Raw genomic sequence first — 13,819 nt, 5'->3', positions numbered from 1 at the left:
GGCCACAAAGCGCCGTAAGCCAGTACGTCGGCAGGGGGACCTGCGTCGGAAGGGAGGGCGGTATGCGCGCTACCTGCAGCCAACAGGAAGATGGCGATCAGTCATGGTGCGGCGCAGCATCGTGGCGATCATGGCTGCAATCCGAGCCACGTTCGATCTGCAGGGTCGGGTGGTTGATGCCGAAGCGCTGTTCCAGCGCCTCGACCGTGCTGTCGAGGAAGGCGTCATCGTTCTGTTCGCGAGGCCGGACCAGATGCGCGGTCAGGGCAATCTCGCCGGCACCCAGTGACCAGACGTGCAGGTGATGCACGGCCTGTACCCCTGGCAGCGCCGCCAGGAAAGCGTTGACTTCGGCCTGATCGATACCGGCCGGGACCGCATCCATGGCCGCGTTGAAACTCTCGCGCAGCAGGCCGAGAGTGCCGACCGCGATCACCACCCCGACCAGCAACGCGGTGGCCGGGTCCAGCCAGGACCAGCCGAATGCCCACATGCCCAGCCCGGCCAGCACCGCGGCCAGCGAGACTGCCGCATCGGCCAGCAGATGCAGGAAGGCACCGCGCTTGTTGAGATCGTGCGAGTGGCCGTCGCGGCACAGCCAGGCGCCGAACAGATTGACCGCGATGCCGATCGCCGCGACCACCATCACCGGTACGGCCGGGATCCCGGGCGGGGCACTGAAACGGCGCACGGCTTCCCAGCCCAGCGCGCCAGAAAACACCATCAGCAGTACCGCGTTGGCCAGTGGCGAAAGCAGGGTGGCGCGTCGCCAGCCATAGGTGTGCTGCCCGGTCGGGTGCCGGCGTGCCAGCGCCGCCGCACCCCAGGCCAGGCCCAGGCCGAGGACGTCACCCAGGTTGTGCAGGGCATCGGACAGCAGCGCCAGCGAATTGGTATGGAAACCGTAGCCTGCCTCCAGCACCGTGTAGGCCAGGTTGAGCAGGGTGGTGATGGCGAAGACGCGGGTCGCCGAAGCGGCGGCGCCAGTGGGTGGATGAGCGTGGGAATGGGCCATGCGCGGCAGCTTGCAAGAAGCGCTTGGCGAACACAATTACATCCGGCGCGAGCCGATCACCGGCTGCACACGGCGTACAAAAAAGGCGAACCGCGTGGATTCGCCTTTGCGAATGCGTCGCCGGCGCCGACGGTCAGTTGCCGCGGCCCTGCACCAGGGTGCCGATCTTCTCGCCACGCAGGATGCGCAGCAGGATGCCCGGCTGGTCCATGTCGAAAATGCGCAGCGGCAGTTCGCTGTCGCGGGCCAGTGCAAACGCCGCGGTGTCCATGACCTGCAGGTTGCGGGCGATGACTTCGTCGTAGCTCAGGCTCTCGTAGCGGACCGCGTCGTCGTGCTTCTTCGGGTCCTTGTCGTAGACACCGTCGACCTTGGTCGCCTTCAACAGCAGATCAGCGCCGATCTCGATCGCCCGCAGGGCAGCGCCCGAATCGGTGGTGAAGAACGGACTGCCGACACCGGCGGCGAAGATCACCAGCCGGCCTTTTTCCAGATGGCGGATGGCGCGGCGACGGATGTAGTCCTCGCAGACGTCATTGATCTTGATGGCGCTCATCACCCGCGCCTTGGCGCCGAGTTTTTCCAGCGCATCCTGCATCGCCAGCGCATTGATGACGGTGGCCAGCATGCCCATCTGGTCGCCGGTAACCCGGTCCATGCCGCCGGCGGCCAGCCCGGCGCCACGGAAGATGTTGCCGCCACCGATCACCAGTGCCACCTCGGCACCGGCGTGCTGGGCTTCGATGACTTCATGGGCCAGCCGATTGATGACCTTGGGGTCGATGCCGTAGTCCTCGTCCCCCATCAGCGCTTCGCCGGACAGTTTGAGCAGGACGCGGCGGAAAGCGAGGGGAGCGGTCATGGGGGACTCTTGGGCGGCTGGACTGGCGCAATTCTAGCCGAGCGGCGCCATGGACGTCAGTCCCGCCTGCGCGCGGGTGGCGCCGACCTGCGCTGCGCTGTGGTCATTGTCCGTCGCTGGTGACCGCGCGCACTCGGTTGCGGCCCTCGCGCTTTGCGCCGTACAACGCTTCGTCTGCCGCCTTCAGCAGCGCCTGCGCGTCGGCGAAGCGCTCCACCGTGCCCTGCGTCGCCAGGCCGGCCGAAAAGGTCACGTGGATCGGCTGCTGCTGCACCTTCACCATCGGTTCGCCTGCGATCTGGCGCAGGACCCGTTGCAATACCTTGAGTGCCAACTGGTCGTCGGTACCGGGCAGGACCACCAGGAATTCCTCGCCACCATAGCGTGCGACCACGTCGCTGCCGCGTAGGTTCTTCTGCAGCAGCTGGGCGAAGTTCTGCAGCACCTGATCGCCGACCAGATGACCCCAACGGTCGTTGATCAGCTTGAAGTCGTCCAGATCGACGAACGCCACACTGAGTGGGCGGCCATGCCGCTGCGCCGCCTCGAACTCCTGCGACAGCACCTTGTCCAGCTGGCTGCGATTGAATACCCCGGTCAACGGATCCCGGCGCGCGGCCTCGTCCAGTTGCTGGGCTTTCAGCGCCAGCTCGTCGGCATCCTGGCGGGCCCGGGCAGCGCCCTGGATTTCAATCAGGTTGCGGACCACCAGCAGCTCGCGGGCCTGTTCGATGATCGCCTCGATCGCCTGCGGCTGCGGGATGCTGACGTCGAACATCTGGCTGATGTCTGGCAGAAGCGCATCGACCTGGGTAATCAGCGCATCGACCGCGCTGCTGTCCAGTTGCAGCAGATCGCGCGCGACTTCAAGCAGCTGTTCGTGCGCCCGTGGGCCGTCGTCGTCCAGCCACAACGGGGCAAAACAGGCGGCGGTGGCGACACAGGCCTCGAACGGAGTGCTGGCGCTGGCGGGCTCACTGTGGGCGATGGCCGACTGCAGCAGCGCCGGCAACTGCCAGTCCCGTGCCAGCCACGCGCCGAGCTCGGCATGGCTGCACTGCAGCTGTTCGCGCTCCAGCGCCTGCAAGTGGGCCTGATCACGTGCCTGTGCCAGCAGCGTCGGATATTCCTCGGGCAGCAGCCGCAGCAGCAACAGCATGCCGATGTCCTGCAGCAGGCCGGCCAGCATCAGTTCTTCCAGCCGTGGCAGTTTCATGTGCTCGCCGAGCAGGCGCGCGGCCAGCGCGGCGATGACGTTGCCACGCCACAGCCGTTGCTGCTGCTGCGCGCTGTCCTCGCGCATGCCCTGGGCGATGGAAAAGCCCAGCGCCAGCGTCAAGGTGGCGTTGAGGCCGAGCAGGGTCAGCGCCTGGCTCAGGTTGTCGACCCGCCGCCGGCTGGCGTAAAGCGGTGAGTTGGCGATGCGCAGCATGCGTGCGCTCAGGGCCGCGTCCATGGCGATGACGTCGGCCGCTGCGGCCATCTGTACGTCCGGATCCTGGGCCAGTTGCAGGATGCGCAGCGCCACGCCCGGTGGTGAAGGCAGGTTGCGTGGAAGCTGTAGCTGGGCTTGGATATCGGCGCGCATCGAATGACTGAAAATGAATGTCAGCCAACTAGAATTAAGCCTATCGTCACAATTGTCCAGTTGTTTGATGTGCGCAGGGGATGGCTGCTGGCGTCATCCGATGCCGGCCAGGCAAAAAGAAAGCCGCGACAAGCGCGGCTTTCCAGTGACGCAGGTTGAAGCGGGGATCAGGCCAGGCCGGCCTGCTTCATCACTTCGGCGGCGTAGTCCTCGACCACCTTCTCGATGCCTTCGCCAACGGCCAGACGCTGGCTGCTGATGACGTCGGCGCCGGCGGCCTTGAGCACCGCTTCGACGTTCTTGTCGGTGTCCAGCACGTACGGCTGGCCGTACAGGGTGACTTCGTTGACGATCTTGGCGATCTTGCCGCTGATGATCTTCTCGAGGATGTCGGCCGGCTTGTTCTTGTCCTTGTCGGACATCTTGGCCAGTTCGATTTCCTTTTCCTTGGCGACGAAGTCGGCCGGCACGTCGGACGCCTTGATGTGCGGCGGGTTCATTGCTGCCACGTGCATGGCCAGGCCACGGGCCAGGTCGCTGTCGCCACCCTTGACTTCGACCAGCACGCCAATGCGGCCACCGTGGACGTAGGCCGCCACGTTGTTGTCGCTGTTGATGGCGACCATGCGACGGACCTGCACGTTCTCACCGACTTTGGCGATGACCGCGGCACGGGCTTCCTCGACGGTCTGGCCGCTGGGCAGCTTGGCCGCCTTCAGGGCTTCGACATCGCTCACGCCGGAGGCCAGCGCAGCCTTGGCCACGGCGTCGGTGAAGGCCAGGAAGTTCTCGTCCTTGGCGACGAAGTCGGTCTCGGAGTTGATTTCGACCAGCACGGCCTTGCCGCCGTCCTGGGCCACGGCGATGCGGCCTTCGGCGGCAACGCGGTCGGCTTTCTTGTCGGCCTTGGCCAGGCCCGACTTGCGCAGCGCTTCAGCAGCCGCGTCGATGTCGCCGTTGGTTTCGCTGAGCGCCTTCTTGCACTCCATCATGCCGGCGCCGGTGCGCTCGCGCAGTTCCTTGACCAGGGAAGCAGTAATTTCCACGGTAAATACCTCGTTGAATTCGTTTGCGGCGGGCTTCGGCCCACCAATGACACACCGCCGATGGTTTCAGCCAACGCGGTGCTGAAGCACCGCCACGCACCATGGCGTGGCGGTGTTGCAAGCCGATGACGCGTGCTTATTCGGCAGCAGCGGCTTCGTCGGTCTTCTTGGCAGCGGCCTTCTTGGCCGGTGCGCGGCGCGGCTTGTCGTCTTCGCCAGCGGCGTCGGCAAACTCTTCCTCGCGCACGGTGGCGGCGTTCGGCGAAGCAGCCTTGCCTTCCAGCACGGCGTCGGCGGCGGCGCGGGCATACAGCTGCACGGCGCGGATGGCGTCGTCGTTACCCGGGATGGCGTAATCGACCAGGGCCGGGTCGTAGTTGGAGTCGACGACCGCGATCACCGGAATGCCGAGCTTCTTGGCTTCCTTGATGGCGATGTCTTCGTGGCCGATGTCGATCACGAACAGGGCGTCGGGCAGACGGTTCATGTCCTTGATGCCGCCGAGGCTGGCTTCCAGCTTGTCGCGTTCGCGGCGCAGGCCCAGCACTTCGTGCTTGACCAGCTTTTCGAAGGTGCCGTCGGTTTCAGCGGCTTCCAGTTCCTTCAGGCGGGCAACCGACTTCTTCACGGTGGCGAAGTTGGTCAGGGTGCCGCCCAGCCAGCGCTGGGTCATGTACGGCTGGCCGCAACGGATGGCTTCTTCCTTGATCGCCTCGCGCGCGCTGCGCTTGGTGCCGACGAACAGGATGGTGCCGCGCTTCTGGGCCACACCGGAAATGAAGTTCATCGCGTCGTTGAACAGCGGAACGGTCTTTTCCAGGTTGATGATGTGGATCTTGCCGCGGGCGCCGAAGATGTACGGGCCCATCTTGGGGTTCCAGTAGCGGGTCTGGTGGCCGAAGTGGACGCCGGCTTCCAGCATCTGACGCATGGTGACTTGGGGCATTGCAAAACTCCTGATGGGGAACCGGTCGCCGCGGTCTGAGGTTGCAGGCGATGCCAGCCGGCGTAAGCCGCCGAATGGACAAGGTTCCGGGGTTGGGCCTCCCCGCAGCTTCCGTGACCGAACCCGGTGAACGGCCGCGATTGCGGCCTTTCCTGGGCACCCCGGCACGGGATGATGCTGCGAGTGTGGATTCGCCGGTGTCGCCCGGCGTGGGCGCGCTTGACAGGCCAAGGCCCGACAAAGCCCGCGGATCATAGCGGTTTCGGCCGGCCCCGGCAAGTTGCCAGTGGCTGCGGGTTGCCGGGGGCGGGCGCCGCCAGCGCAGCACTGGCCGGACCCGGCGCACCGGCACGGGCGCCGCCGGTGCTGGGATGCCGGCCCCGGAATGAGCGATAATGCGGCATGCCTATCAATCTCAAGACCCCGCAAGAACTGGAGAAGATGCGCGTCGCCGGCCGGCTGGCGGCCGAGGTGCTGCAAGTGGTGGCGCCGTACGTCAAACCCGGCGTGACCACCGCTGAACTGGACCGCATCTGCCACGATCATATCGTCAACGTGCAGCAGGCCATTCCCGCCAACGTCGGCTATGGCGGCGGCCACGGGCGTATCCCGTTCCCGTTCACTGTCTGCACCTCGGTCAACAACGTCATCTGCCACGGCATGCCCAGCGAGGGCAAGGTGCTGAAGGATGGCGACATCCTCAATATCGATGTCACCGTGATCAAGGATGGCTGGCATGGCGATACCAGCCGCATGTATTACGTCGGCACGCCCTCGGTGATGGCCAAGCGGCTGGTGGAAACCACCCGCGAAGCGATGTTCCGCGGTATCCGCGCGGTCAAGCCCGGCGCCACCCTGGGCGACATCGGCCACGCCATCCAGTCGTATGCCGAAGGCGAGCGCTTCTCGGTGGTCCGCGAATACTGCGGCCACGGCATCGGCAAGGTCTATCACGATGAGCCGCAGGTGCTGCATTACGGCCGCGCCGGCGACGGCCTGGTGCTGAAGGAAGGGATGACCTTCACCATCGAGCCGATGATCAACGAAGGCACCCGCCATACCCGGCTGCTGCCCGATGCTTGGACCGTGGTGACCAAGGACCGCAAGTTGTCCGCGCAGTGGGAGCACACGGTCGCGGTGACCGCTGACGGCGTGGAAATCCTGACCCGCGTCCCCGGCGACGACAACGACCTGTGAGCCACCCCGCGTGAGTGAAGCCGCCACCGCCGCCCACGAGACGCTTGCGCGGTGGCCGGATATCGGCCCGGAGGCGGCTGATGATGTCGCCTGGGCGGCGGCGGCGCGGACCCTGCTGGCGCATACCGACGCGCGCCTGGACAAGCGCTTCGACCATGGTTTCGACATGGACCGGGTGCTGGCCCTGCGCGCCCGCGCCGTGGACCAGTTGCTGAAGGAAGCCTGGCTGCGCTGCGTGCCAGAGGCCAGCAACATGGCGCTGTTCGCGGTTGGCGGCTATGGACGCGGCGAACTGTTCCCGGCCTCGGACGTCGACCTGCTGGTGATGGCCGAGATCGAGCAGCAGCGTGAACACCATGACGCGTTGGCGCGATTCTTCGCGGTGCTGTGGGATGTCGGCCTGCCGATCAGCCACGCGGTGCGTTCGCCGCGCCAATGCAGCGAAGCCGCCAGCGCCGAACAGACCGTGCTGACCGCTTTGATCGAGGCACGGCCGCTGGTCGCCGACGAGCATGACGAAGCCGTACTGATCGATGCGATCTCACCGGCCCGGGTATGGCCGCCGCGTGATTTCTTCGTTGCCAAGCGCGAAGAATTGCGAATCCGGCATGCCCGCTTCGGCGATACCTCCGACAATCTCGAACCCAACATCAAGGACGGTCCGGGCGGCCTGCGCGACCTGCACACGCTCGGCTGGATGGCGCTGCGTACCTTTGGCGTGCGCGATCTGGAACCCCTGGTCGGGATGGAACAACTGGGCCAGGACGAGGCAGCCGCGCTGGCGCGTGAACGCAAGGCGCTGGGACGCCTGCGCTATGGACTGCACCGGGTCGCTGGCCGGCCCGAGGAACGGCTGAGTTTCGATTACCAGAAGACCCTGGCCCAGCGCCTGGGTTTCGTCGACGACGCCGAAAGCCTGGCGGTCGAGAAAATGATGCAGGGCTTCTACCGCAGCGCGGCGGTGGTACGCCGGATCAGCGATAGGCTGCTGCAGCGCTTCGAGGAACAGTTCGACGGCGAAGCGCTACCGACTCCGCTCAACGACGCGTTTGCCTCGCGCCGCGGTTATCTGGCCGCGCGCGACCGCCAATGGCCCAATGGCGACATCAGCCAGGTATTCGCCCTGTTCGAAACCTGGGCTGGCAACCCGCAGATCCGCGGCCTGCATTCGCGCACTGCGCGGGCGTTGGCCGAAGCGCTGGCCACGTTGCCTGCCTACAACGCGTCGACGCCACAGCAACGCGGCGCCTTCATGGCCCTGCTGCGCGGTCCGCGCGCGGTCGAATCACTGACCCGGATGGCCCGGCTCGGGGTGCTGGGACAGTGGATTCCGGCGTTCGCGCGGGTGTCCGGGCGGATGCAGTTCGATCTGTTCCATGTCTATACCGTCGATCAACACACCTTGATGGTGTTGCGCAATATCGCTGCCTTCGCCTCCGGACGTGCCGACGAGCGCTTCTCCATCGCCCACGAAGTCTGGCCGCGGCTGCGCAAGCCGGAGCTGCTGTTGCTGGCGGGCCTGTTCCATGACATCGCCAAGGGCCGCGGTGGCGATCATTCCGAACTCGGCGCGGTCGATGCACGCGAATTCTGCGCCGCCCATGCGCTCAGCGATGCCGATACCCGGCTGGTGGCCTGGCTGGTCGAGCAGCACCTGCGGATGTCGGTGACCGCGCAGAAACAGGACATCGCCGACCCGGAAGTCATCCACGCCTTCGCCACCCTGGTCGAGGACCGCGAGCACCTGGATTATCTGTACCTGCTGACCTGTGCCGACATCGCCGGCACCAGCCCGAAACTGTGGAATGCCTGGAAAGACCGGCTGCTGGCCGATCTTTACTTCGCCGCCCGCCGGGTCCTGCGCGAAGGCTTGTCGCACCCGGTGCTGGCCGAAGAGCGCCAGGCCGAGGCGCGCGAGTCGGTACGGCTGTTGCTGGATCTGCATGGTTACGATGCGCAGACCGCCGAGGCACTGTGCGAGGCGATGCCGGAGGACAGCTTCCTGCGGTTCCGTCCCGAACAGCTGGCCTGGCAGATTGAAGCCATCGATGGCGCAGGCGCGGGCGAAACCCGGGTCCGCGCCCGGCTCATCAGCGACGATGCCGACGCGCTCGAGGTATTCGTGCATTCACCGGATCGCGATGGTCTGTTCGCCGCCATCGTCGCGACCCTGGACCGGATGGGCTACGGCATCCACCAGGCACGCGTGCTGGATGGCCCGGGCGGTACCATCTTCGATACTTTCGAACTGCTGCCGACTGACAGCTGGGCCTCGCGCAACCCACTTGAGGTCGAGCGCAAGCTGCGCGAAGTGCTGGCGCAACCGCTGGATCAGATACGCACTTCGCGTCGGGCCACGCCACGCCAGTTGAAGCACTTCAAGTTCGCCCCGCGCATGGAATTCGAATGCAGTGCCGACGGCCGCCACACGCTGTTCAATTTCGTCGCCCCGGACCGTCCCGGGCTGCTGTCGGACGTGGCCCAGGTGCTGCGCGGGCAGCACCTGCGCGTGCATGACGCGCGCATCGCCACGTTCGGCGAACGCGCCGAAGACGTGTTCGAGCTCAGTGACGAAGGCGACCAGCCGTTGACCGAAGCCAGCCAGCAATCGCTGCGAGAGGCGATGCGCGCCTGCTTCGAAAAAAACATCTGATCAGCAACATCCAATACAACCGCAACCGGATCCACACCCCCATGACGCCACTTGCCTCACCGCTGGAAGAACTCAAGTCCGCCATTGAAAGCGCCTTCGAACGCCGCACTGAACTGACCGCCACCGAAGTCGAAGGCTCGACCCGGCCGGTGGTCGAGAAGGTCATCGAGGGCCTGGAATCAGGCGAGTTGCGCGTGGCCGAGCCCGATGGCAATGGTGGCTGGAAGGTCAACGAATGGCTGAAGAAGGCGGTGCTGCTGTACTTCCGGGTCAATGAGATGGAAGTGGTCGAGGCCGACCCGGCGCCGTTCTGGGACAAGATCCCGGCGCGCTTCGAGGGCTTCGATGAATTTTCGTTCCGCTCGCTCGGGGTGCGAGTGGTGCCCGGCGCGATTGCCCGGCGTGGCAGCCACTTCGGCCGTGACGTGGTGCTGATGCCCAGCTTCACCAACATCGGTGCCCACGTCGGCGAAGGCACCATGGTCGACACCTGGGCCACAGTCGGCTCGTGCGCGCAGATTGGCAAGCATTGCCATCTGTCCGGTGGCGCCGGCATCGGCGGCGTGCTGGAACCGCTGCAGGCATCGCCGACGATCATCGAAGACCATTGCTTCATCGGTGCGCGTTCGGAAGTGGTCGAAGGCGTGGTCATCGGCCATCACAGCGTGATCGGCATGGGTGTGTTCATCGGCCAGTCGACCCGCATCTACAACCGCGCCACCGGCGAGATCAGCTACGGTTACGTGCCGCCGGGCAGCGTGGTGGTGTCCGGTTCGCTGCCATCGGCCGACGGCAGCTATTCGCTTTACTGCGCGGTCATCGTCAAGCAGGTCGACGAAAAAACCCGCAGCAAGACCAGCGTCAACGAATTGCTGCGCGGCCTGGCGGACTGATGGCAATGGCGGCTGTCCGTCGTCTGGACCATCATTATCGCGCGCACAAGGAGCCTGACCGAGCATGATCACGTTGTACGGATTGAAGAACTGCGACACCTGCAGGAAAGCCCGCAAGTGGCTGGATCGATTCGAGCTGGAACATCAATTCATCGATTACCGCGAACAGTTGCCGAGCCCGGATACGTTTGTCGAATGGGCGGGGCTGGCTGGCGGCTGGGATTCCCTGGTCAACAAGTCATCGACAACCTGGCGGCAACTGCCTGACAACCGCAAGACGCCGGGCTCGGATGCGGAATGGAAGCTGTTGCTGCGCGAGCATCCGCAACTGGTGCGGCGGCCGCTGGTCATCGACGAACGCGGGGATTTCTCGCAGGGATTCAGCGACAACGGATTCAAGAAGCGCTTTGGTGTGGCCGGATGAGTGAGATCCTGGCGCTGTCGAGTGAACTCATCCGCCGCGCATCGGTGACGCCGGACGACGCAGGTTGCCAGGCGCTGCTGGCCGAGCGCCTGCAACACGCCGGTTTCGCCTGCGAACACCTGCATTTCGAGGGCGTCGACAATCTGTGGGCGACCCATGGCAGCGGATCGCCGGTGCTGTTGTTGCTCGGCCATACCGACGTGGTGCCGGCCGGGCCGCGCGACGCATGGGACAGCGATCCGTTCGAACCGGCCATCCGCGACGGCAATCTGTACGGACGTGGCAGCGCGGACATGAAATGCAGCGTGGCCGCCTGCGTGCTGGCGTTGGAACACTATGTCGCCGCGCATCCGCACCACCAAGGCACGCTGGCGTTGCTGTTGACCTCGGACGAGGAGGGCGATGCCCTGCATGGCGTGCGCCGCGTCGCCGAGCTGCTGCGCGCACGCGGGCAGGCAATCGACTGGTGCATCACCGGTGAACCGTCATCGACCGCGGCGCTGGGCGACCTGCTGCGGGTCGGCCGGCGCGGCAGCCTGACCGGCACCTTGCAGGTGCACGGCGTGCAAGGCCACGTCGCCTATCCGGACAAGGCACGCAACCCCATCCATCAGGCCATGGCGGCCCTGCACGAGTTGAGCGCGCGCCACTGGGACGACGGTTACGAGAGCTTCCCGCCGACCAGCCTGCAGATCTCCAACATCCATGCCGGTACCGGTGCCAGCAACGTCATCCCCGGCTCGCTGGAGGTGCTGTTCAACCTGCGCTACAACCCGAGCTGGAGCGCGCCACAACTGGAAGCGGAGATCAGTGCGCTGCTGGACCGGCACGGGCTGCAATACGAACTGCGCTGGCATCGCAGTGGCGAACCGTTCTACACCCCGGAAGGCCATTTGCGTACCACCGCCCGCCGGGTGCTGGCCGAGTTTGCGGGCGCGGCACCGGAAGAAAGCACCGGTGGCGGCACCTCGGATGCGCGTTTCATCGCGCCGCTGGGAGCGCAGTGCATTGAAGTAGGCCCGGTCAACGCCAGCATCCATCAGGTCAACGAGCACATCCGGCTGGCGGATCTGGAACGCCTGCCTGGCCTGTATCACGCGCTGATCCACGAATTGCTGGCCTGACCCCCTTGCCAGCCCCGGCCAAAACCGGTTAGCTTCCCTGCATGCCGTCGCATTCCGCCGCCGCCGTGATTATTCGCAACCTGGGTATCAATACCCGGGCCAATAATCGTGCGCGTCACTTGCGGGACTGCGACTAGGCAAAAGCAACACCAGCCGAAAACCAGAAACCCGCATCGCAAGGTGCGGGTTTTTTGTTATCCGACTGTCCACCCACCGATTCATTTGCAGCACCCCATCCAGGAGCTTTCCGCATGTGTTCCATTTTCGGCATTTTTGGCTTGCAGACCGGTGATGATCTTTCGCTGCTGCGCCGGCAGGCACTCGAGCTTTCCCAGCGCCAGCGGCACCGCGGCCCGGACTGGAGCGGCGTGTACGTCGATGATGGCGCCATCCTGGTGCACGAGCGCCTGGCGATCGTCGATCCGGCCGGTGGTTCGCAGCCCTTGCGTTCGGCCGATGGCGGGCTGGCACTGGCGGTCAACGGCGAAATCTACAATCACCGCGAACTGAAGCAGTCGTTGAGCCAGCCGTATGAATTCCAGACCGGCTCCGACTGCGAAGTAATCAACGCGTTGTATGCCGAAGTCGGCATCGACGAACTTTTGAACCGGCTCAACGGTATTTTCGCCTTTGCGCTATGGGATGCGCGGCGCAAGCGGGTGCTGATCGCGCGTGACCCGATGGGGGTGTGTCCGCTGTACTGGGGCCACGACCGCGAAGGTCGTCTGTGCGTGGCCTCGGAAATGAAATCGCTGGTCGACACCTGTGCCGACGTCGCCCAGTTTCCACCGGGTCATTATTACGACAGCTCGACCAGCCAGCTCAGCCGGTATTACCACAAGCCATGGCGCGAATACGCCGCGGTCGAAGGCGTGCAGGTCGGTGCCAGCGAATTGCGCGAGGCGTTCGAGCAGGCGGTGCACCGGCAATTGATGACCGATGTGCCCTACGGCGTGCTGCTGTCGGGCGGACTGGATTCCTCGCTGGTCGCCGCGGTCGCGGCCCGGTTCGCGCGCAAGCGGGTGGAAGAGAATGACGAAGTGGAAGCCTGGTGGCCGCGCTTGCATTCATTCGCGATCGGCTTGAAAGGTTCGCCGGATCTCGCCGCTGCCGCGATCGCCGCCGAAGCGCTGGGGACCGTCCATCACGGATTCGAATACACCTTCGAGGAAGGCCTGGATGCCTTGCCCGAAGTCATCCGCCATATCGAGACTTACGACGTCACCACCATCCGCGCCTCGACGCCGATGTACCTGCTGGCCCGCCGGATCAAGGCGATGGGGGTGAAGATGGTGCTGTCGGGCGAGGGCAGCGACGAGATATTCGGTGGCTATCTGTATTTCCACAAGGCGCCGAACCCACGCGAATTCCATGAAGAACTGGTGCGCAAGCTGGATGCCCTGCACAACTATGATTGCCTGCGTGCCAACAAGTCGATGATGGCCTGGGGTGTGGAGCCGCGGGTGCCTTTCCTCGATGTGGAATTCATGGACGTGGCGATGAAGATGGATGCGCAGGCCAAGATGGTCGACAAGGCCAACGGACGCATCGAGAAAGCGGTATTGCGCGAGGCTTTTGCCGGTTATCTGCCCGAATCGATCCTGTGGCGGCAGAAAGAGCAGTTCAGCGATGGTGTCGGCTATGGCTGGATTGACGGGCTGAAGGCACACGCCGACCAGCACGTCAGTGATCGCGAACTGGCGGCCGCAGCCAAGCGATTTCCGGTCAATCCGCCACAGAGCAAGGAAGCGTATTACTACCGCAGCCTGTTCGAGCAGTTTTTCCCGACCCCGGGTGCGGCCGAAACCGTGCCGGGCGGCAAGTCGATCGCCTGCTCGTCACCAGTCGCGATTGCCTGGGATGCCAGTTTCGCCGCTGCCGCCGACCCTTCAGGCCGCGCTATTGCAGGCGTCCATAACACCGCCTACCAGACCAGCCCATCCTGACGGCTAACCGCTAACCGCTAACCGCTGCCCATAGAGCGGAGCTCGCTCCGCTGCTCCTACTGGTAGAGCGGAGCTTGCTCCGCTGCTTTTACCCAAGTGCAAGCAATACCTGGCCAAGCGGCCCT

Annotated in this window: 11 protein-coding genes; 6 read left to right on the top strand and 5 right to left on the bottom strand. The window is 65.0% G+C overall.

The features are described 5' to 3' along the window. Nucleotides 1-97: 97 nt before the first annotated feature. The 5 genes from ABB29_RS11395 to rpsB all read right to left on the bottom strand — a co-directional run bounded on the left by ABB29_RS11395 (nucleotide 98) and on the right by rpsB (nucleotide 5,457). Nucleotides 98-1,015 carry a cation diffusion facilitator family transporter gene (locus ABB29_RS11395; protein WP_057659087.1) on the bottom strand — a complete coding sequence of 306 codons (918 nt, stop codon included), beginning with the start codon at nucleotides 1,013-1,015 and terminating at the stop codon, nucleotides 98-100. Between the two features lie 133 nt (nucleotides 1,016-1,148). Beyond that, nucleotides 1,149-1,877 carry a UMP kinase gene (pyrH, locus tag ABB29_RS11390; protein ID WP_057659085.1) on the bottom strand — a complete coding sequence of 243 codons (729 nt, stop codon included), beginning with the start codon at nucleotides 1,875-1,877 and terminating at the stop codon, nucleotides 1,149-1,151. Nucleotides 1,878-1,980: 103 nt separating this feature from the next. Continuing rightward, nucleotides 1,981-3,465 (bottom strand): sensor domain-containing diguanylate cyclase, encoded by a 1,485-nt coding sequence (locus ABB29_RS11385; RefSeq protein ID WP_057659083.1) that lies wholly within the window; start codon nucleotides 3,463-3,465, stop codon nucleotides 1,981-1,983. A 167-nt stretch (nucleotides 3,466-3,632) separates the two neighbouring features. Next, entirely contained in the window at nucleotides 3,633-4,511 is an 879-nt protein-coding gene (tsf, locus tag ABB29_RS11380; RefSeq protein ID WP_057659081.1) for a translation elongation factor Ts, read from the bottom strand. A 136-nt stretch (nucleotides 4,512-4,647) separates the two neighbouring features. Then, on the bottom strand, nucleotides 4,648-5,457 hold the full coding sequence (gene rpsB, locus ABB29_RS11375; RefSeq protein WP_057659079.1) for a 30S ribosomal protein S2: 810 nt from the start codon (nucleotides 5,455-5,457) through the stop codon (nucleotides 4,648-4,650). 402 nt (nucleotides 5,458-5,859) lie between these two features. Between rpsB and map the strand changes: the two genes are divergently transcribed. From map to asnB, 6 genes are all read left to right on the top strand, one after another. Continuing rightward, the gene (map, locus tag ABB29_RS11370; protein WP_057659078.1) at nucleotides 5,860-6,654 is read left to right on the top strand and encodes a type I methionyl aminopeptidase; all 795 of its coding nucleotides are present in this window, start codon (nucleotides 5,860-5,862) and stop codon (nucleotides 6,652-6,654) included. Nucleotides 6,655-6,664: 10 nt separating this feature from the next. Continuing rightward, on the top strand, nucleotides 6,665-9,307 hold the full coding sequence (glnD, locus tag ABB29_RS11365; RefSeq protein WP_057659075.1) for a [protein-PII] uridylyltransferase: 2,643 nt from the start codon (nucleotides 6,665-6,667) through the stop codon (nucleotides 9,305-9,307). Beyond that, nucleotides 9,262-10,200 (top strand): 2,3,4,5-tetrahydropyridine-2,6-dicarboxylate N-succinyltransferase, encoded by a 939-nt coding sequence (gene dapD, locus ABB29_RS11360; RefSeq protein WP_245622623.1) that lies wholly within the window; start codon nucleotides 9,262-9,264, stop codon nucleotides 10,198-10,200. Before glnD ends, dapD begins: the two co-directional genes overlap by 46 nt. A gap of 64 nt (nucleotides 10,201-10,264) precedes the next feature. Then, entirely contained in the window at nucleotides 10,265-10,624 is a 360-nt protein-coding gene (locus ABB29_RS11355; RefSeq protein ID WP_057659071.1) for a Spx/MgsR family RNA polymerase-binding regulatory protein, read from the top strand. Next, the gene (gene dapE / locus ABB29_RS11350) at nucleotides 10,621-11,748 is read left to right on the top strand and encodes a succinyl-diaminopimelate desuccinylase (RefSeq protein WP_057659070.1); all 1,128 of its coding nucleotides are present in this window, start codon (nucleotides 10,621-10,623) and stop codon (nucleotides 11,746-11,748) included. The genes ABB29_RS11355 and dapE overlap by 4 nt, the downstream gene beginning before the upstream one ends. Nucleotides 11,749-11,999: 251 nt before the next feature. Further along, nucleotides 12,000-13,694, top strand: coding sequence for an asparagine synthase B (gene asnB, locus ABB29_RS11345; protein WP_057659067.1), 1,695 nt, complete (start codon nucleotides 12,000-12,002; stop codon nucleotides 13,692-13,694). Nucleotides 13,695-13,819: the final 125 nt, after the last annotated feature.

The organism is Pseudoxanthomonas dokdonensis, from assembly GCF_001431405.1.
Lineage (GTDB): Bacteria > Pseudomonadota > Gammaproteobacteria > Xanthomonadales > Xanthomonadaceae > Pseudoxanthomonas_A > Pseudoxanthomonas_A dokdonensis.
This window is presented reverse-complemented; position numbering and strand designations above follow the sequence as displayed.

What these genes read in the sequence shown, in the direction of transcription:
- asnB (WP_057659067.1), top strand. Translation starts at nt 12,000, where the DNA reads ATGTGTTCCATTTTCGGCATTTTTGGCTTGCAGACCGGTGATGATCTT.
- ABB29_RS11395 (WP_057659087.1), bottom strand. Translation starts at nt 1,015, where the DNA reads ATGGCCCATTCCCACGCTCATCCACCCACTGGCGCCGCCGCTTCGGCG.
- pyrH (WP_057659085.1), bottom strand. Translation starts at nt 1,877, where the DNA reads ATGACCGCTCCCCTCGCTTTCCGCCGCGTCCTGCTCAAACTGTCCGGC.
- rpsB (WP_057659079.1), bottom strand. Translation starts at nt 5,457, where the DNA reads ATGCCCCAAGTCACCATGCGTCAGATGCTGGAAGCCGGCGTCCACTTC.
- ABB29_RS11385 (WP_057659083.1), bottom strand. Translation starts at nt 3,465, where the DNA reads ATGCGCGCCGATATCCAAGCCCAGCTACAGCTTCCACGCAACCTGCCT.
- ABB29_RS11355 (WP_057659071.1), top strand. Translation starts at nt 10,265, where the DNA reads ATGATCACGTTGTACGGATTGAAGAACTGCGACACCTGCAGGAAAGCC.
- map (WP_057659078.1), top strand. Translation starts at nt 5,860, where the DNA reads ATGCCTATCAATCTCAAGACCCCGCAAGAACTGGAGAAGATGCGCGTC.
- dapE (WP_057659070.1), top strand. Translation starts at nt 10,621, where the DNA reads ATGAGTGAGATCCTGGCGCTGTCGAGTGAACTCATCCGCCGCGCATCG.